Here is a 17,587-nt window from a genome sequence, read left to right as displayed (position 1 = left end):
CTTCAGAAGTCCCAGCGGGTGCTGAGCATGAAATTGCGCGGCTCGCCGTAGGCGGCGGAGTTATAGAAGCCGATGTTGGTGTAGTACGACTTGTCGAAGATGTTGTTGACGTTGAGGGTCGCCGAGAGGTTTTTGCTGATCTGGTAGCGGGTCATCAGGTCCACCAGCCAGTAGGCGTCCTGGGACACATCTTCGTACTTGCCCAGTGGCGCGTTGTAGATCGGCTGCCAGCCCACGCTCTGCCAGCGCACGCCACCGCCCACGGTCAAGCCGTCCAGGCGGCCGCGCAATTTGTAGCTGGTGTAGAGGCTGACCTGGTCTTCTGGTTCGAAGGTGGAAATCTTGGCGTCGTTCTCGTCGCGCACGACCTTGTGGGTGTAGCCGGCCTGGACCTGCCAGTTCGGGGTCAGTTCGCCGGAAAGCTCCAGCTCATAGCCCTTGGTCGTGGCCTTGGTGCCCTTGAACGCGTAGTTGGTCGGCTGGGGCCGCAGGTTGTTGTAGTCGTCGTCGGGCATCGCGCGGTTGGTTTCGTGGATCTCGAAATAGGCCAGGCTGGTGTTGAGGCGGCCTTCGAAATACTCGCCCTTGAGGCCCAGTTCGTAGTTCTGACCTTCGTCGGGTTCGAGGATCTTGTCGTCGCGGTCTTTGTTCCAGCTTTCCTGGGGCATGAAGATGTCGGTGTAGCTGGCATACAGCGAATAGGTGTCGTTGAGGTCATAGACCGCACCGACGTAAGGCACGAAGCGCCCCGACTCGCGGTAGGACGGGGTCAGGCCGGTCAGGTGGTAATTGACCACGCGCCCGCCCAGCAGCAGTTTCAGGTCGTCGCTGAGGTTGAGCCGGGTGCTCATGTAGGCCCCGGTCTGGCGCACCACTTCGTCGATGCGGTATTGCAGCGGGCCCCAGTCCGGCTCCGCAAGTTTGCCGTTCCAGTGGTTGAAATCCACCACGTTGCCGTTTTGGTAGGTGACGTCCCAGTAGCTCTTGCCGGTCCAGTGCGAGGTGCCGATGGAGCCGCCGAGCACCAGTTCGTGTTCGCGCCCGAACAGGGTGAACGGGCCGCTGACATACAGGTCGCCGGAGTCGCTGATGGTTTCGCCGATGTATTTGCCCGGGGTGATCTTGGCCGTGCCGTCGGCATTGGGCAGGTCGCCCTGGATCGAGCCGAGCACCGCGTGGTAGCCGTTGATCTTGTGGTCCAGTTGCAGCTTGGTGATCCAGCCATCGCCCAGGTCGTGCTCCAGGGTGGCGAAGGCGGTGCGAGTGTATTGCTCCCAGCGGCTCCAGTCGGTGGCGTTGTTGAACGAGCGCGAGACTTCGTTGTGGCCGCCGCTGGAGTTGATCAGCGGGAAGCTGCCGGACCAGCTTGAGCCCTTGGGGTTGGTGTCCTGGTAGTCGCCGCCGACGGTCAGCAGGGTGTCGGGCGAGAGGTCGAATTCAAGGATGCCGTAGTACACCGAGCTGTTGCGCGAGTAGTGGTCCATGAACGAGTTCTTGTCCTGATAGGCCGCCACGGCACGCCCGCGGACATTGCCGGTTTCGGTCAGGGGGCCGCCCAGGTCCAGCTCGCTGCGGTAGTTGTCCCAGGAGCCCATGCCCAGGGTGGCGTGGCCCTGGAAGTCGGCACTGGGCTTCTTGCGCACCAGGTTGATGGTGGCGCCCAGGGAGCCTGCGCCGCTGAGCAGGCCGGTGGCGCCCTTGAGCACCTCGACCCGGTCGTAGATCGCCATGTCGCTCAGGGTGTTGCCCGCCGAGTAGGCCACGTTGCGCACGGTGGAAGGAATCCCGTCGTACTGGAAATTGTTGATCGAGAAACCGCGGGCGTAGTAGTTGGTGCGGTCGCTGTCGAAGGCCGAGACGGTGATGCCCGGGGTGTGGCGCATCACGTCGTCGACGTTGTTGAGGCCGAAGTCGTCCATGTGCTGACGGGTGATCACGGTGATCGACTGCGGGGTTTGCCGGGGCGTGAGCACCAGCCGGGTGGCGGTGGCGATGGTGCCGGGGGTGTAGGAGCCGCTGCCCTCGGTGACGGTGCCCAGCTGGTTGCTGACGATATTGGTGGCGCCCAGTTCCAGGCTGCCGCTGCCTTCGGGCAGGGGGGTCAGCAGCACCGCATTCGGGCCATTGCGCTCAAAGCCCAGGCGGCTGCCGGCCAGCAGTTCTTGCAGGGCCTGCTGGGTGCTCATGCGGCCATTGACCCCCGGCGACTCGATGCCCTGGGCCATGCCTGACGCATAGGCAATCTGCAGCCCGCTCTGCTCGCTCAACTGGTCGAGGGCATTGGCCAGCGGCTGGCGGGCAATGGCGAAGGCATGGGTGCTGAGCACCTGATCGTCCGATGTGGCGGTCGCCGGCTCGACGGCCGCAGCCTGGGCGCAGGCCAGGCAGATGGCCAGGGCCAAAGTGGAGGTGGCGTAGCTGGGCTTGAGTGTTGGGAAGTGCATGCGGACACCGTGCTAATAAGAATTATTTGCAAAAGCAAACTCCTTGACGGGTTGGCATCACCAAAGCCGTAAAACTTTTTTCAGGAATTTCACGGCCGGCTTTTTCAGCGGATCACCAGGATCCCACCCGGCAGGCGGGTGAGTTGAGCCGAGGCCACCTTGCTCAAGGCCTGGGCGACCGCCAGCGGGTCGTCCAGCTGGTAATTGCCGCTGACCCGGCTCTGGGCCACGCGGTCGTCGAGCACCAGGATCGGCGCCGGGTAATAGTGCCGCAGCTCCCCCAGCACCTCGGCCAGGGGCCGGTCCTGGAAGGACAGGCGGCCATTGACCCAGGCCATCTGCCGTTCGCCGCCCTCAAGGTTCAAGGCTTGCAGCTGCCCGTCCCTGAGTTGCTGCCAGTTGCCGGCCTGCAACAGCGCCTGCTGGCCGCCGTGGTTGGCAAAGCGCACCCGGCCTTCACGCACCGCCACCGTCACCCCTTGTTCACGCCGACTGACGCTGAACTGGGTGCCGACCACGGTCACTGTGGATTCGCCGGCCTCGATGGTCAGCGGGCGCGTGGTGTCGTGGAAGGCTTCGACGTACAACTCGCCGCGCAACAGGCGGATGTGGCGCTGTCTGTCGTTGATCTCGCTGCTGATGGCGCTGTCGCCCCCGAGCACGACATGGGAGCCGTCGGCCAGCTCCAGGCGCTGCACCTGGGCCACGGCGGTCAGGTGATCGGCTTGCAAGCGCAAGGGCACATCGGCCATCCAGCCGGCGCCCAGCATCAACACCAGCGCCGCTGCGCTGGCCAGCCAACGGCGGTGGTGGCGCACCCGGGGGCGGGCCGGAGGCAGTTCCAGGTCGAGGGCCAGGTGTTGCAGGGCCTGCTCGAACGCGCTGGCATTCCACAGGGCTTGCAGCTCGGCATAGGCCGCGGCATGTTGCGGGTCGGCTGCGTGCCACTGTTCGAAGCGTTGACGCAGCAGCGGGTTGTGGGCCATGGCCTCGCGTTGGCTGAACCAGTGGCTGGCCTGTGCTCGCAGCGCTGCGCTGGGCGGGGCATGGGGGCGCTGTTCAGTCATGGGGGCTCTGCAGGTCGGTGGCTTTGAGGCAGGCCTCAAGGGCGTGGCGCAGGTCTTTTTCCACGGTGCTCAGGGAAACCTGCAGGCGCTGGGCAATCTCGCTTTGCGCCAGGCCCTGGAGTTTATGCAAAACGAGGATTTGTTGCTGGCGTTTGGGCAGGGTCCCGAGCACCTGCTGGAAACGCTGTAATTGCTGCTGGCCCTGGGCGTGGCTTTCCGGGCCCGGAGCCGTGGTGGGAACTTCGGCAACCCGATCTTCATCGCTGTAGGAGCATTCGAAGCGGCGCTTGCTGCGCTGGTTGCGCAGGTGGTCGAACGCCAGGTACTGGGCGGTCTGGTACAGAAACGGCCGCAAGTGTTCGATGGGCCGGGTGCCCAGGGCCTTGGCCACCTTGAGGTAGGTTTCCTGGGCCAGGTCCTCGGCCAGGCTGGCGCAGCCGACCACCCGCGACAGCATGCGAATCAACGCCCCGCGCTGATCGATAAACAGCACGCTGAGTTCTTGCTGATTGTCCCCGGTGTCCATGACCCTCTGCCCCCATGACCTGATGCGTCATCTGCATGACCGGCGGTATTCTAATGAGAATCCCTATCATTACCAGCTTAATCGCCCAGGGCCTGCGAACCGGCGTAGCGGCTGGCGCAGGCTGGACGCTGGTCCGCCGAGGGCGTCGGGGCATATCAGGGGCAGGGGCTGCGCTGGGGACGGTCAGCGCAGCCTCGCCTTGCTCGGCAGCGGCTACCGTGCTGGCTCAGATCATTGTGCAATGCACAGCGCAAAATGGCGGAAGCTGTAGAAGCCTTCGGTTTCCGGCCACTGCGCCTGTTGCAGCGCCTCCAGGGCCTGGGGCCACGGCTGGTTGTTGAGCAGCGCCTCGTACGTCGGCTCGCCCTTCACATTGACATAGAGCACCCGGCACGCCGTTACCCGGCTGGCGCTGGTCTGCTGTTCAAGGGTGCGCTGGATCAGGTCGAACAGCATTGGGGGCGGCGAGACGTCGACCCCGGCTGAGGTCCGCACGCCAATGTTGCCCAGGTACAGCCGATGGGGTTGGCCCGCGACCGTGATGTCCGCACGTTGCACCTGCTCTTCATCGGTCTGGTCCCAGAAGGCCGACAGAAACACATGCAACGAGTTGCGCATAAAGTTGGCCCAGGCATCGGCCAGGCCTTTTTCGCCCTCGCCCAGGCCTGCAAAACTTTCATTGATCAGCACGCCGGCTTCAACCAGCACATCGATCGACAGGCGCCCTAGTGTCTCCTGGGGATACCAGCTGGCGCGGATCGCGGGCAGCTCGCCATAGGGCAGGACCCACTCGTCCTCGGTGGCGCACTCCAGGCCATGGCTGGTGATGAGTTCGAGCAGGGTTTCGGCGGGGTCAATCATGGGCACTCCAGGCCAGTGGCGACGTCGCTCGGCGACGATCAGGGCGTGCAAGTCTACGGGGTCGGCACGATCCTTTCGACGGGAAGTGGTGCTCGCGTGTTCAGATCACGCGCGCACCACAGGACCGGGGCAACTCGACGCCTGCCATTACCCCGGCCGGGGGCGAGGGCCTGGAGCCTGTTCACGCGCTGCTGCGCTTGGCTCATGGGGCGTCAACAATGCTGAGCCTCGCCCGTCAGAGCGTGAACAGATGCTTAGAACTGCGGGGTGTACTTCACGCTGAGCATGAAATTGCGCGGGTCGCCGAAGCTGTTGCTGCCATTGAGCTGGTTGTAGCCGGGGACGTAGTAGTGCTTGTCGAACAGGTTGTTGGCGTTCAGCGCCAGGCCCACTTCCGGGCTCAACTGGTAGGCCAGGCGGGCGTTCCAAAGGGTGCTGCCCGGCACGTCGAAGGTGCGTTCATAACCCAGGGTGTGGCTCTGGCTGGTAAAGCCCAGGCCGGTGCTGACCCGGCTCCAGTCGCCGCTGAACTGATAGTCGCCCCAGACCCGCAGCATGTGCTTGGGCGTCCAGAGGCTGAACACCTTGCCTTTGTTTTGCGGGTCTGCGAGGTACTTGGTGGTGTTGTAGGTGTAGCCGGCGGACAGTTGCAGGCCATCGAGCACCTCGCCGCTGATCTCCGCTTCCACCCCCTGGCTGCGGACCTTGCCCGACGCCACGGAGCAGTTGCCGCCGCCGCAGGCGCCATTGGTGTTGGGGTCTTCGATGGCGCGGTTTTCCTGGTCGTAGCGAAACAGCGCCACCGAGGTGTTGACCCGGCCATCCAGCAGCTCACCCTTGAGGCCGACTTCATAGTTGCTGCCGATCACCGGCTTGAGTGCGGTGCCGCTGGCGGTACGCGCGGTCTGTGGCTCGAAGACGTCGGTGTAGCTGGCGTATACCGCCCATTCCTGGCTCAGGTCGTAGACCACGCCGGCGTAGGGGGTGACCTCGCCGGTTTCGGTCATGGTGCTCGGTTCGTTGACGGTGTAGGCGTGGGTGATGGCCTGCTCGTTGGCGTCTTTGTAGGAGTAGTCAAACCAGCTGACCCGCGACCCCAGGACCAGCGTCAGGCGATCGATGGGCTTGACCCGCCAGCTGCCGTACAGACCTTTCTGCCGGACTTCGTACTCGGCGTAAGTGGCGCGGCCGCCTGCGGTTTCCAGCAGCCCGCCGAAACTGACTGCGGGGCGGTGGTGGTCGATGTCGAAGACACTATCGCTGCTGTTGTTGAAGGTCCTGGCGTAACGGTCGTCGGTAGTCAGCTTGGAGTAGTTGCCGCCCAGGGTGATTTCCTGGGCCATGGACAAGGCTTCGAAGCGACCGGTGAGGTTCATGTCGAGGCCAAACTTCTCGTGGTTGAAATCGGTGTACCAGTCGGCATAGGTCATGCCGGTGCCGTCCGCCTTGAGTCCTTGAGCCGTGGATTGCACTCGCTGGTGGGTCGATTCATTGTCTTCGCTCATGCGCACGGCGCCGACCTTGAGGGCCCAGTCGTCGTTGAAGTGATGCTCGATATCGGCCTGCAGCGTGGTGACATTGATCTGCGAATGGTTCCAGGTGGCGCCGCTGTAGGTGGAACGCGGCAGGTTCAACGGGCTGCCGTCGGTAAAGCGCGGCAGGCCACGCACCATGGGCCGAGACTCGGCCTCGGTGCGGCTGACGGCCAGGCCCAGGGTGGTGGCGTCGCTCAGGTCGAAGTCCAGCGAGCCGTACAGCGAGTGGGTCTTGCTCCACTCGTAGTCGATAAACGAATGGCTCTGGTCTTCATCGGCCACCATGCGGCCGCGTACGGTGCCGCTGTCGTTCAACGGGCCGCCGGCGTCCAGTTGCAGGCCGTAGTGGTCCCAGGAGCCGGCCTTGCCGGTGAGGGTCACGGTGGGCTTGGCCTGGCCGCGCTTGCGCACCAGGTTGATCGCGCCGCCTGGGCTGCCAGTGCCTTGCAGCAGGCCCGAGGCGCCGCGCAGGACTTCCATGCGGTCGAAGAAAATCAGGTCCTGGGTCGCCCAGTTGCCCAGGGCGTAGATATTGCGCGGGATCGGCACGCCGTCGTATTGCCAGTCATCGATCTGGAAGCCGCGGGAGGTCAGGATCATGCCCTTGCCGATGCCCTGCACGCCCACCAGGCCGGTGGTCTGGTTGGCTGCGTCCTTGAGGTCGGTCAGGCCCTGGTCATCCATTTGCTTGCGGGTCATGACGCTGATCGACTGCGGGATTTCCTTGAGGCTGTGGCTGCCCTTGCCGATGGTCACGGCCTTGGCCGCATAGGAACCCGAGCCTTCGGTGATGCTGGGGTCGTCCACGCTGTGTTCGACGATGTGGGTCGCCCCCAGTTGCAGGCTGGTAGCGCTGTCGGCAGCCGGTTCGACACTGAAGTTGCCCTGTTCGGTCACCCGTAGCTGCAGCCCAGTGCCCGTCAGTGCGGTGTGCATGGCCTGGTCGGGGCTCATCTGGCCGATCACGGCCGAGGCCTGCTTGTCCTGCACCAGCGCCGGTTCCAGGGACACAATGCGCCCGCTCTGGCTGGCGATGGCATTCAGCGTGGCCGCCAGCGGGCCGGCCGGCAGGTTGAACGGCAAGCGTTGTTCCTGCGCCAGGGCAGGGCTGGCCAGGGTCGCCAGGGCAACGGCGACGCAAAGGGCTTTAGGCCAAGGGTTGAGCACGGCATTCTCCTGATTGTTTGAACTCGTCAGGAGATAGGTGGGACGAGAAATGAAAACCAGACACAAATAAGAAAGATTTTCAAAAAATAGTTGCCGCGTCACTTACCGCGAATCAGGGTCAGCCACGGACCGTAGTGATCGACCCGGATCGGCAGGGTCTCGGTCATGGCCAACAGCGCCCGATCCGGATCGTTGAGCGGGAATACCCCTTGCACCCGCAGGTTGCGCACCTCGGGGGCGACCCGGACAAACCCTCGGCTGTAGGGACGCAAGGCCTCCACCACGTGGTCCAGGGAGTCATCCAGCACGTTGAGCCGACCGCTGAGCCAGTCGGCGCGGTAGCGCTGGTCGTCGTTCAGGGGAGCGATGCGGTCCGGGTAGAGCAGGGCCGCCTGGCCTTGTTGCAGCGTGCGTTCGGCGCCACCGAACAGCTGCACACGCACCGAGTGCTCAAGCACCACCACGCGGCTGGCGGCGGCTTCCTGGTTGACCAGAAAACGTGTGCCCAGGGCCTGCACTTCGCCTTGGGCGGTGCGTACCCGCAGGGGCCGTTGCGGGTCGGGCGCGACCTGGATCACCAGTTCGCCATGGCGCAGGATCACCAGCCGTTGCCGGGCGTCGAAGCGCAGGTCCACGGCACTGTCGGCATTCAGGCTCAGGCGGCTGCCGTCGGCCAGGGTGAAGTCCTGGCGCTGGCCGCGGCCGGCGTGCAAATCGGCCAGCAATGAGTCGCCCAGCGGGCTGCGAGCCCCCAGCCACAGGCCACCCCCGAGCAGCCCCAGGCCGGCCATTGCGCGCAGCACGTCGCGTCGTGAACCCTGGGGCTGGAGCAGGACCTGGCGCGCCTCACCGGCCTGGCCCGGCAGGCGCCGATCCAGGCTGCGCACCGTCTGATAGGCGCCGCCGAGCCGCTGCTGCAAGCGTTCCCAGGCCAGGGCATGGCTCGGGTCGGCGTTCAGCCACAGGGTGAAGCGCTCCTGCAGCCGACTGTCGGCGGTGCCGGCGCGCAGGCGCACCATCCAGTCAATGGCTTGTTCGGCGGCCGGGTCCAGGCGCACCTTGCTCATGGCGTCAGTTCGCTGAGGTAGCACTGGCACAGGGCCTGCTTCATATAGCGGCTGACGGTGCGCTCCGAGAGCCCGAGCTTTTGCGCGATGGCCACGTAGCTCAGGCCGTCCAGTTGGCTGTAGAGGAAAGTGGCCTTGACCACGTGCGGCAAGCCGTCGAGGACGCGGTCGATGGTCACCAGGGCTTCGAGCAGCAGCAGTTGTTCCTCGGGGGAGGGCGCCAGCGGCTCGGGCAGCAGTGACAGGCGCTCCAGGTAGGCCAGCTCCAACTGCCGCCGCCGGTGCCGATCGAACATCAGTCGGCGCGCGATGGTCGACAGGTAGGCCCGCGGCTGCTCGATGCTGTCGGGGTCGACCTGGGCCGCCAGCAGTTGGCAGAAGGTATCGGCAGCCGTGTCCTCGGCGTCCGCGCGGTTGCGCAGGCGCTTGTGGATATGCTGCAGCAGCCACCGGTGATGGTCGCTGAAAAAGAACCCCAGCTTGCTGGTTGAAGTTGGTTGCACCGGTTGGCTTTCCAGGTGTGAGTGTGAATCGTTCGCAATAGTAACCGGCCCGGGATCACCACCGCAATCGGCCTCTGGCGTCGCCATGGTCGGGAGCTCGGGTATGATTGGCGTCTTTTTTTGCCCTTCAAGGACCGACCCATGCTCTTGAGCAAGCGCGAGCAGGCCCGCACCGAACGGCGCCTGGCAGCGACCCTGACCGAGGCCTGCGAAACCGCCAAGGCCGAAGTGCCGGGTTTTTGCTGGTTGACCCACAAGGTCGATTACGCGGCATTCGCCTCCAGCCTGCTGGTGCTGTGGGTGTTCGACACCCAGGCCAGCCAGGACCAGGCCCTGGTTGACGGGCAGGGCGCACGGCTGGTCGAGCTGACGGCCCAGGCCCTGGATGCGGCCCAGGTGCAGGTCAGTGCGGTGGCCGCCCATGTGCAGTTCGACAACGAAGAGCAATGCGCCCGGTCCAACGCCGGCAACTGGCAGCAACGTTTGGCGCGCAAGCGCCTGTTGCGCGGCTGAAGCGCACCGGTATAACCCTCCAGCCCCGAGTGGGCGATCACATTGAGAACAGGACGATCCGATGGACATGCAGTTTTGCGGCAATGCCACCCCGGGCAACCCCTCCGAAGGACTGTGCGACGAGTACCGCTTGAGCACCATGACCCATATCGACGAGCTGTTCGCGGCCTGCGCACAGATCCTCGCCAGGCACCCGGGCTGCCGGCCGCTGGTGTCGCTGGATGATCTGCCCCAGGCCCGTTACACCTCGGGCCATGCGCGTCAGAGCATCGACCTCGACCAGGTGACCGAACTCGACCTCGCGGGCCTGCCGCCCGAGTGCTTCGAGGACGGCGAGTACGTGGGCTTTATGACCACCAAGGCCGAGTTCCCGATCTGTGTGCGCAACTTCGCCGCACTCACCGCCGGGGCGTCGTTCAGCGACGCCTGTAGCCATGGCTTGACCCTGGATGCCGAGGGGTTGGCGGAGTGGGTCGGCTATCAGCAGGAGCCGCTGGCGCTGCTCGATCAACCGCTTTCGGCCCTGGTGGTGCCGGTCGCGCAAGCCTGCGAGGCCCTGGCGGCCTTTCCCAACGGTTACTTCAGCTGCGACCTGGGGCCGGTGCACAACTTCGCGGTGGCGCGCCATCTGGCGCAGCGCCATGGTTATCAACTGATCGGGGTCGGCGCGGCCTACCTCGGGTTTCTTCGGGCCACCGCTGCCGACCCGGAGACCGCCCGCGCCGTCGCCGCGGATTTTTGCGCGCTGTACAACGTCACCGATGAGCAGCGCGAAGGGCTGGCAGACACCGTGGCCCAGGCCGTGCTCGGGCGGACGTACCTGTGGCTGCGCTACGTGGAGTAAGGCCTGCAGAGCAACTGCGCAACGCTTCGGGGGAGCAGGCCTGAGGTCCTTTTCGACCTCGGCCGCCGTCTGCAATGGACGGCGGCTCGCGCCAGGCTCCTGCCTATGAAAAGTGCAATCTTCCAGGTGGAACGTGCATTTTTCATCGCCCTGCGCTTACCCATACTGACTCGGCACAGATCATTGATCTTCGCCATTGCTCCGCTGTCGGCTGCCTTGCACGACGCGCTGAGGCGAGATCAGCAGACGCCAATAATAAAAGAGTCAGTCCATGAAAAAGCCCAACCCGCTGCTTGAAGACCTGAAGTCGATCTTGCCCGCCATTGCCGCCAACGCCTTTCGGGCGGAACAGGACCGCACGCTGCCCGCCGAGAACATCGCGCTGCTGAAAAGCATCGGCATGCACCGCGCCTTCCAGCCGAAGAAATTCGGCGGGATGGAAATTTCCCTGCCTCAGTTCGCCGACTGCATCGCCCTGCTGGCGGGCTCCTGCGCCAGCACCGCCTGGGCCATGAGCCTGCTCTGCACCCACAGCCATCAGTTGGCGATGTTCCCGGCCAGAACCCAGCAGGAAATCTGGGGCGACGACCCCGACGCCACGGCCAGCAGCAGCATCGCGCCCTTCGGCCGTACCGAGGAAGTCGAGGGTGGGGTGACATTCAGTGGCGAGATGGGCTGGAGCAGCGGTTGCGACCATGCCGAGTGGGCGATTGTCGGATTCCGGCGCAAGAACGCCGAAGGCACCCAGGACTATTGCTTTGCCGTGCTGCCGCGCAGCGACTACCAGATCCGCGATGACTGGTACGCGGTGGGCATGCGCGGCAGCGGCAGCAAGACCCTGATCATCGACCAGGCGTTTGTTCCTGAGCACCGCATCCAGAAAGCCCGGGACATGATGGAGGGCACCTCCGGCGGCTTTGGCCTGTACCCCGACAGCAAGATTTTCTATTCACCGTATCGCCCTTATTTCGCCAGCGGCTTCTCCACCGTCAGCCTGGGGGTGGCCGAGCGCATGCTCGAGGTGTTCCGCGAGAAAACCCGCAACCGCGTGCGCGCCTACACCGGCGCTGCCGTGGGGGCCGCGACGCCGGCCCTGATGCGCCTCGCCGAGTCCACCCACCAGGTGGCGGCGGCGCGGGCCTTCCTGGAAAAGACCTGGGAAGAACACGCCGACCACAGCGCGCGCCATGAGTACCCGAGCCGCGAGACCCTGGCCTTCTGGCGCACCAACCAGGGCTACGCGACCAAGATGTGCATCCAGGCCGTGGATCGGTTGATGGAAGCGGCGGGTGGCGGTGCCTGGTTCGAGAGCAACGAGCTGCAACGGCTGTTTCGCGACGCCCACCTGACCGGTGCCCATGCCTACACCGACTATGACGTGTGCGCGCAAATTCTCGGTCGCGAGCTGATGGGCCTGGAGCCCGACCCGACCATGGTTTGATCCGCCCCGCTGCGGGCAGCCCTTGCACATAACAACAAATCGAGGCCGACCACTGCGCCGGCCCAGGAGTCTTGCATGCCTGACCTTTCTGAAATCGCCTTCGACACCCGCGCCTTTCGCCGGGCCCTGGGCAACTTTGCCACCGGCGTTACCGTGGTCACAGCCGCGGCCGAAGATGGGCGCCGGGTCGGGGTGACCGCCAACAGCTTCAATTCGGTGTCCCTGGACCCACCCCTGGTGTTGTGGAGCATCGACAAGCGCTCCAGCAGCCATGAGGTGTTCGAGGCCGCCAGCCATTTTGCGGTGAACGTGCTGGCGGCCGACCAGATCGACACCTCGAACAACTTCGCCCGGCCCCGGGAAGACCGCTTTGCCGAGATCGCATTCGACGCCGGTGCCGGTGGCGCGCCGGTGCTGGCCGATTGCGCAGCGCGTTTTCACTGTGAAAAGTACCAGCAGGTCGATGGCGGCGATCACTGGATCATGATCGGCAAGGTGGTGGCCTTTGATGATTTCGGCCGCTCGCCGTTGCTCTATCACCAGGGCGCCTACTCCATGGTATTGCCCCACACCCGCATGACCCGGCGCGAAGAAGGGCAGTTGCCCAGCAGCCACTTCCAGGGGCGCCTGAGCCACAACTTGTATTACCTGATGACCCAGGCGCTGCGGGCCTACCAGGCCAGTTACCAGCCTCGGCAATTGTCCACCGGCCTGCGCACCAGCGAGGCGCGCATGTTGATGGTGCTGGAGAGCGATGCCGGGCTGGACCTGGCCGACCTGCAACGGGAAGTCGCCATGCCGATTCGCGAGATCGAGGAGGCGGTGGCCAACCTGCGGCGCAAGGGCCTGGTGAGTGACGACGGCGGCCGGGTGCGCCTGACGGCCAAAGGCATCGATGAAACCGAAGGCTTGTGGAGCATTGCTCAGGAGCAGCAGGACAAGGTCTTCAGTCAGTTCGCCCCGGGGCAGATCGAGCATTTCAAAAATGTGCTCAAGGGCGTGATCCAGGACGCTTGATGGGGCTATGCGCTGGCGGCGTCAGGCGTTCTCTTCGAGCAGAAAGTGCCTGACGGCCTGGGCGCTGGCTGCCGGGTTTTCCTGCATGAAGCAGTGCTGCCCGTCGATGACCTGGGTGCGCAGGTGCGGGTTGAGCGCGGCCCAGCGCCTGACCGAATGCGCCACATAGGGGTAGCTGTCGCGGCCGTGCAGCACCAGGCTCGGGGTCTGCACGGCACGCAGGGACTGCCACAGCCGGCGCGGGAACGAGCTGTAGATATCGACCTCCCGTTCCGGCAGGCACCTCAAGGTCACGCCGTGGGCAACGTCTTTCAGCCCGTGCTCGACATAAGCCTGCAGCGCTTCGTCGCACCAGCCCTTGAAGATCCCCCGATTGGCCAGTGCGGTGCTTGCGGTGGCGCGGTCCGGCCAGCTGTGACGGCGCGCCGCCGTCTTGCGCGCCAGGGCGTGACGGCGGTTGAGGCCCACCAGCGACAGCGCGCCGAGCATGCGCAGCATCGACGGCGGGAAGATCACCGGATCGAGCATCACCGCCCTGGCAAACAGCTGCGGCCGCTGCGCCACGATCAGGCAGGTCAGCACGCCGCCGAAGCTGTGGCCCAAGGCATGGCGCGGTACATCGCCATAGGCCGCGATGCCGGCTTCGAACGCGTCGGCGGCCAGCTCGGCGCTGCGGTTCCAGCCAACAAAGCGGCCGCCATGTTCGGTTTCGCCATGGCCCTGGATATCGCACAGCCACAGGTCGAAGGACTCGGCCAGGAGCGCCAGCATCGGCCGGTAGGCCAGGGAGCAAAAGCCGTTGCCGTGGAGAAAGTGCAACAGCGGTTTGCCCGAAGGCGGGCAGCGCCAGCCGCGCAGGGTAAAACCTTCAGGGCAGGCGTAAGACCAGGGAATCAGTTGCATTGGGCCTCTTGGGCAAAGGGGTGATCAATCAGGTCGGCCACCAGTCCGCGAACCGGGCCTGGACCGGCCGCGATATTAATCGCCTTGGCCGGCGAAAACAAAAGCCCCGCTGAACACCAGCATCGCCAGCACGCCGTGCTGCCACACCCGGTGGCGTTGCCGGAAATTGTCATCAACCTGTTCTGGCCCGCCAAATATCCCAAGGCCCCGGCCAATCGCTGGCTGCGGCAATTGATGTTCGAGGTGTTTTCGGAATGAGGTCGAGGCGCAGCGGGTCAAGCACCGATTGACGGGATTATGGTTGCGCGATACAACTATGTTTTCGTGGATTTCGAGGGCCTGGCCATGAGCTCATCTCCCGTTGCGCTGATTCAGCAGATTCGTTCGGCCTCACGCCTGATGGTGCGTGAGCTTGGCTTTATGAATGGGACCCTGGCCGCCACCGACTATCCGCCCTCGGCGGTGCACAGCCTGGTGGAGCTGGGCCAGCACGGGGCCCTGACCGGTGCGGAGCTGGCGCAATTGCTGGGCCTGGAAAAATCCAGCGTCAGCCGCATGGTGCGCAAACTGATCGACGCCGGCGAGATCGAGGAACTGACCAGCACCCAGGACGGGCGCGCCAAGCCATTGCGGCTCACGGCGCGGGGGCGCAAGACCGTGCGCGCCATCGATCGCTTTGCTGCCGGGCAGGTGGGCAACGCCATCGCCCACCTGGGCCCGGAGCAGCAACAAACCGTCGGTGCAGGCCTGGCCCACTATGCCAGCGCTCTGCAAACCCAGCGCCTGGGCGCCTCGGCAGCGGTGCTGGCGCCCCTGCGGATTGTTGCGGGCTATCAGCCCGGGATCATCGGCCGCATCGTTGAAATGCACGCCCGCTATTACGCCGACCATGCTCGGTTCGGCCAGCCATTTGAAAGCCTGGTGGCCACCGATATGGCCGAGTTGATGGGGCGTCTGCACAACCCGCGCAACCAGGTCTGGGCGGCGATGGACGGCGAAAGGATTGTCGGCTCGATCGCCATCGACGGTGAAGGCGAAGACAACCAGGCGACGTTGCGCTGTTTTATTCTCGACGAAGCGGCGCGAGGGCGGGGCGCCGGCAAACGCCTGCTGGCAGAGGCCATGGATTTTTGTGACGGCTGGGGGTTCGCCCGGACTCGCCTGTGGACCTTCAAGGGCCTGGATGTGGCGCGCAAACTCTATGAAGACTGCGGGTTTACCCTGGCCCGTGAAGAGACGGGCCAGCAGTGGGGCGGGCCGGTGATCGAGCAGTATTTTGTTCGCGAAGCGCGGGCTGGCGCAGGCGTGTGAACGTGACTGGGCGAGTCGGCCAAGGGCCAACAACACCCCGGCCGATTGGGCCCTGATGGTTACAGGGCGACCCGGGTCAGCCGTTGCAACGCGTCGATGACGCTGGGATTTCTGGCTTCGAGTACGTCGGCCTGGATCTGCGAGATCACCGATTTGAGCAACTCGGTCTGGCTCATGCGGGTGGCCTGCAACAGCCGGGTAAAGTCCTCGGCCACATGGGGATTGACCTTCATCGACAAGCGCTTCATCGACGGCGAAGGCGGCAGCTGGCGTGCGCTGAGCTGCTCGGCGAGGGCTTGGCTGAAGGCTTCGTGCACCCGTTGCAAGTTCGCGGCGGCGGTGGCCACGTGCCCTGCCAGTTCGTGGAAGTAGTAGCTGAAGAACAGCTTGCGAATATGCACGCCGGCCTCTGCGGTGACCGAATGCATCGCGGCATCCAGGGCATCGAGGTAGATCGCCGGCAGGCGCGCCTCGATCGAGGTCTGCGGCAGCTTGCGTGACTCCTTGATCGCCGGCGTGGATTGGGCAGGGATGGCCACCACCGTGTCACACACCTGGCAGACCCCCACCAGAATATCCTTGGCCTCGCCGTGGCCGTCACTGAATGGCACGTCACGACGGACATAGGTCGTGGCGACCAGTTGTTGGCATGGCTCGCACAGCGCCTGGCCGTGATCGCCTTCGAAGAGAAGTTTCATGGGCTGCCCTCACTGGTGGACGCTGATAAACCAGGCATCCGGTTCGATGAAATAGAACTTGATGTACCACGGCCTTCTGGCCAGCACATGGACCTCGATCTGCGGCGCTGCATGGTGTGGGCTGCTGCTGTGATGCCGGCCCGTGCATTGCTCGATGATCTCGATCAGCTCCGGCACGGAGACTTCGGCGGTGGCCAGCAGGTTCTTGACCTCGATCGAACCACGCACCGCGTGCAGATAGTTGCCGGTTTGCAATGCCGCGATCAGGTCGCGCTTTGCTTGTCTGAAGCCTCTTTCCATGTTGGCCTCCATTTGTACGAAAGTAATCGTACATTGTCAAGGCGACCTTCAGTCGCGTTATTAGCCAGGTACTTGACCCGGACCGCAGATGATCGCCGATCTGTCCACGCAGGCCTTCAAGGCATAGGTTTCAGGTTTTTTCGGCTCGTGATCGGCGAAGATTTTTGACTGCTCATGGGGGCGTCAGGCGCAAAAAAGCCGCCCGGCGCGCAAGCGACGGGCGGCTTGAGGCCAGCGACTCAGGCTTCGGCCGGGGCCGCCAGGGACGCCATGTCGATCACGAAGCGGTAGCGCACATCGGCGCGCTCCATGCGTTCGAAGGCGTGGTTGATGTCTTGCATGGCGATCATCTCGCAGTCCGGCAGGATGTTTTTTCGGGCGCAGAAATCGAGCATTTCCTGGGTCTGGGCGATCCCGCCGATGGGCGACCCGGCCAGCCGCCGCCGACCCAGCAGCATGGGCAGGGTCAGTTGTTCATCGATCGGGCCGACCTGGCCGACGATCACCAGGGTGCAGTCCACGTCCAGCAGCGGCATGTACGGCGATACGTCGTGGCGTACCGGGATGGTGTCGATGATCAGGTCGAAGCTCGACTGGGCCTTGGCCATGGCCGCCGGATCGCTGGACACGATCAACCGGTCGGCGCCCAGGGCCAGGGCGTCGGCGGTCTTGTCGGCACTGCGGCTGAGCACGCTGACAATCGCCCCCAGGCCCACGGCCAGCTTGACCGCCATATGCCCCAGGCCGCCGAGGCCGATGACGCCGACCCGGCTGCCGGGGCCGACATTCCAGGTGCGCAGCGGCGAGTAGGTAGTGATCCCGGCGCACAACAGCGGCGCGGCCTTGGACAGGTCCAGGCCATCCGGCACCCGCAGCACAAACTCTTCGCGGACCACCAGGTGCTTGGAGTAGCCGCCCTGGGTCGCTTCCTTACTAATGCGGTCAACGCCGTTGTAGGTCTGGGTGTTGTGCTCGCGGCACATTTGCTCTTCGCCCTTGCGGCATTGGTCGCACTCCTGGCAAGAGTCGACCATGCAGCCTACGGCGACCGCATCACCGACCTTGTAGCGCGTGACCTCGGCCCCGACCGCCGTCACCCGACCGACAATCTCGTGACCCGGGACCATGGGGTAGCGGCTGGCGCCCCAATCGTTGCGGGCCTGGTGCAGATCGGAATGGCAGACCCCGCAATACAGGATCTGCATCGCCACATCGTTGGGCCGCAGTGCGCGGCGCTGGAAGTTGAAGGGCGCAAGCGGCGCCCCGGCGTTTTGTGCGGCATAACCCAAGGTTTTCATCGGTGGCGATCCTGTAGGGAGGGAGGCAGCGATCCATAAGTTCGAGCACACAGCATAGAAGGCCTTCGCACGCCATGACGGCGGATGTGGGC

Annotated in this window: 16 protein-coding genes and 1 pseudogene; 6 read left to right on the top strand and 11 right to left on the bottom strand. The window is 64.7% G+C overall.

Annotated features, from left to right (window positions below; all coding sequences use genetic code 11):
* Positions 1-2: 2 nt before the first annotated feature.
* From MF4836_RS25310 to MF4836_RS25280, 7 genes are all read right to left on the bottom strand, one after another.
* Positions 3-2,444, bottom strand: coding sequence for a TonB-dependent siderophore receptor (locus MF4836_RS25310; protein WP_078472587.1), 2,442 nt, complete (start codon positions 2,442-2,444; stop codon positions 3-5).
* Between the two features lie 104 nt (positions 2,445-2,548).
* Positions 2,549-3,511 (bottom strand): FecR family protein, encoded by a 963-nt coding sequence (locus MF4836_RS25305; RefSeq protein WP_078472586.1) that lies wholly within the window; start codon positions 3,509-3,511, stop codon positions 2,549-2,551.
* The gene (locus tag MF4836_RS25300; protein WP_078472585.1) at positions 3,504-4,037 is read right to left on the bottom strand and encodes an RNA polymerase sigma factor; all 534 of its coding nucleotides are present in this window, start codon (positions 4,035-4,037) and stop codon (positions 3,504-3,506) included. The genes MF4836_RS25305 and MF4836_RS25300 overlap by 8 nt, the downstream gene beginning before the upstream one ends.
* Positions 4,038-4,268: 231 nt before the next feature.
* Positions 4,269-4,898, bottom strand: coding sequence for a DUF6348 family protein (locus tag MF4836_RS25295; RefSeq protein ID WP_078472584.1), 630 nt, complete (start codon positions 4,896-4,898; stop codon positions 4,269-4,271).
* A gap of 254 nt (positions 4,899-5,152) precedes the next feature.
* A complete protein-coding gene (locus MF4836_RS25290) occupies positions 5,153-7,600 on the bottom strand; it encodes a TonB-dependent siderophore receptor (protein ID WP_078472583.1) in 2,448 nt (815 codons plus the stop codon).
* 98 nt (positions 7,601-7,698) lie between these two features.
* A complete protein-coding gene (locus MF4836_RS25285) occupies positions 7,699-8,667 on the bottom strand; it encodes a FecR family protein (RefSeq protein ID WP_078472582.1) in 969 nt (322 codons plus the stop codon).
* The gene (locus tag MF4836_RS25280) at positions 8,664-9,170 is read right to left on the bottom strand and encodes a sigma-70 family RNA polymerase sigma factor (protein WP_020298861.1); all 507 of its coding nucleotides are present in this window, start codon (positions 9,168-9,170) and stop codon (positions 8,664-8,666) included. The genes MF4836_RS25285 and MF4836_RS25280 overlap by 4 nt, the downstream gene beginning before the upstream one ends.
* Before the next feature lie 141 nt (positions 9,171-9,311).
* Between MF4836_RS25280 and MF4836_RS25275 the strand changes: the two genes are divergently transcribed.
* From MF4836_RS25275 to MF4836_RS25260, 4 genes are all read left to right on the top strand, one after another.
* The gene (locus tag MF4836_RS25275; RefSeq protein WP_078472581.1) at positions 9,312-9,683 is read left to right on the top strand and encodes a hypothetical protein; all 372 of its coding nucleotides are present in this window, start codon (positions 9,312-9,314) and stop codon (positions 9,681-9,683) included.
* Positions 9,684-9,744: 61 nt separating this feature from the next.
* Positions 9,745-10,527, top strand: a complete 783-nt coding sequence (locus tag MF4836_RS25270) for a hypothetical protein (RefSeq protein WP_078472580.1) — start codon at positions 9,745-9,747, stop codon at positions 10,525-10,527.
* Between the two features lie 271 nt (positions 10,528-10,798).
* Positions 10,799-11,968 carry a p-hydroxyphenylacetate 3-hydroxylase oxygenase component gene (locus MF4836_RS25265; RefSeq protein ID WP_078472579.1) on the top strand — a complete coding sequence of 390 codons (1,170 nt, stop codon included), beginning with the start codon at positions 10,799-10,801 and terminating at the stop codon, positions 11,966-11,968.
* A gap of 75 nt (positions 11,969-12,043) precedes the next feature.
* Positions 12,044-12,985: a p-hydroxyphenylacetate 3-hydroxylase reductase component gene (locus tag MF4836_RS25260; protein ID WP_078472578.1), complete on the top strand. Its 942-nt coding sequence runs from the start codon at positions 12,044-12,046 to the stop codon at positions 12,983-12,985.
* Positions 12,986-13,006: 21 nt separating this feature from the next.
* Here MF4836_RS25260 and MF4836_RS25255 read toward each other — a convergent pair whose 3' ends face one another.
* Entirely contained in the window at positions 13,007-13,888 is an 882-nt protein-coding gene (locus MF4836_RS25255) for an alpha/beta fold hydrolase (protein ID WP_078472577.1), read from the bottom strand.
* A gap of 132 nt (positions 13,889-14,020) precedes the next feature.
* Between MF4836_RS25255 and MF4836_RS34765 the strand changes: the two are divergent.
* Positions 14,021-14,146 (top strand): annotated as a pseudogene (locus tag MF4836_RS34765) (LysR family transcriptional regulator); the annotation flags it as partial.
* 87 nt (positions 14,147-14,233) lie between these two features.
* Entirely contained in the window at positions 14,234-15,199 is a 966-nt protein-coding gene (locus tag MF4836_RS25250; protein ID WP_078472732.1) for a bifunctional helix-turn-helix transcriptional regulator/GNAT family N-acetyltransferase, read from the top strand.
* 59 nt (positions 15,200-15,258) lie between these two features.
* Here MF4836_RS25250 and MF4836_RS25245 read toward each other — a convergent pair whose 3' ends face one another.
* The 3 genes from MF4836_RS25245 to MF4836_RS25235 form a co-directional block, all read right to left on the bottom strand.
* Positions 15,259-15,897 carry a hypothetical protein gene (locus MF4836_RS25245; RefSeq protein ID WP_078472576.1) on the bottom strand — a complete coding sequence of 213 codons (639 nt, stop codon included), beginning with the start codon at positions 15,895-15,897 and terminating at the stop codon, positions 15,259-15,261.
* Between the two features lie 9 nt (positions 15,898-15,906).
* Positions 15,907-16,197, bottom strand: a complete 291-nt coding sequence (locus tag MF4836_RS25240) for a hypothetical protein (protein ID WP_020298850.1) — start codon at positions 16,195-16,197, stop codon at positions 15,907-15,909.
* Between the two features lie 239 nt (positions 16,198-16,436).
* Positions 16,437-17,495, bottom strand: a complete 1,059-nt coding sequence (locus MF4836_RS25235) for an NAD(P)-dependent alcohol dehydrogenase (protein ID WP_078472575.1) — start codon at positions 17,493-17,495, stop codon at positions 16,437-16,439.
* Positions 17,496-17,587: the final 92 nt, after the last annotated feature.

This window comes from Pseudomonas sp. MF4836 (assembly GCF_002018875.1).
Taxonomy (GTDB): domain Bacteria; phylum Pseudomonadota; class Gammaproteobacteria; order Pseudomonadales; family Pseudomonadaceae; genus Aquipseudomonas.
The sequence above is the reverse complement of the archived record's forward strand: the minus strand, read 5'-3'. Positions and strand labels throughout refer to the sequence as shown.

Coding starts and splice junctions, on each gene's coding strand:
- MF4836_RS25235 (WP_078472575.1), bottom strand. CDS start 17,495: ATGAAAACCTTGGGTTATGCCGCACAAAACGCCGGGGCGCCGCTTGCG.
- MF4836_RS25275 (WP_078472581.1), top strand. CDS start 9,312: ATGCTCTTGAGCAAGCGCGAGCAGGCCCGCACCGAACGGCGCCTGGCA.
- MF4836_RS25245 (WP_078472576.1), bottom strand. CDS start 15,897: ATGAAACTTCTCTTCGAAGGCGATCACGGCCAGGCGCTGTGCGAGCCA.
- MF4836_RS25265 (WP_078472579.1), top strand. CDS start 10,799: ATGAAAAAGCCCAACCCGCTGCTTGAAGACCTGAAGTCGATCTTGCCC.
- MF4836_RS25305 (WP_078472586.1), bottom strand. CDS start 3,511: ATGACTGAACAGCGCCCCCATGCCCCGCCCAGCGCAGCGCTGCGAGCA.
- MF4836_RS25255 (WP_078472577.1), bottom strand. CDS start 13,888: ATGCAACTGATTCCCTGGTCTTACGCCTGCCCTGAAGGTTTTACCCTG.
- MF4836_RS25240 (WP_020298850.1), bottom strand. CDS start 16,197: ATGGAAAGAGGCTTCAGACAAGCAAAGCGCGACCTGATCGCGGCATTG.
- MF4836_RS25285 (WP_078472582.1), bottom strand. CDS start 8,667: ATGAGCAAGGTGCGCCTGGACCCGGCCGCCGAACAAGCCATTGACTGG.
- MF4836_RS25260 (WP_078472578.1), top strand. CDS start 12,044: ATGCCTGACCTTTCTGAAATCGCCTTCGACACCCGCGCCTTTCGCCGG.
- MF4836_RS25250 (WP_078472732.1), top strand. CDS start 14,234: ATGAGCTCATCTCCCGTTGCGCTGATTCAGCAGATTCGTTCGGCCTCA.
- MF4836_RS25300 (WP_078472585.1), bottom strand. CDS start 4,037: ATGGACACCGGGGACAATCAGCAAGAACTCAGCGTGCTGTTTATCGAT.
- MF4836_RS25310 (WP_078472587.1), bottom strand. CDS start 2,444: ATGCACTTCCCAACACTCAAGCCCAGCTACGCCACCTCCACTTTGGCC.
- MF4836_RS25295 (WP_078472584.1), bottom strand. CDS start 4,898: ATGATTGACCCCGCCGAAACCCTGCTCGAACTCATCACCAGCCATGGC.
- MF4836_RS25270 (WP_078472580.1), top strand. CDS start 9,745: ATGGACATGCAGTTTTGCGGCAATGCCACCCCGGGCAACCCCTCCGAA.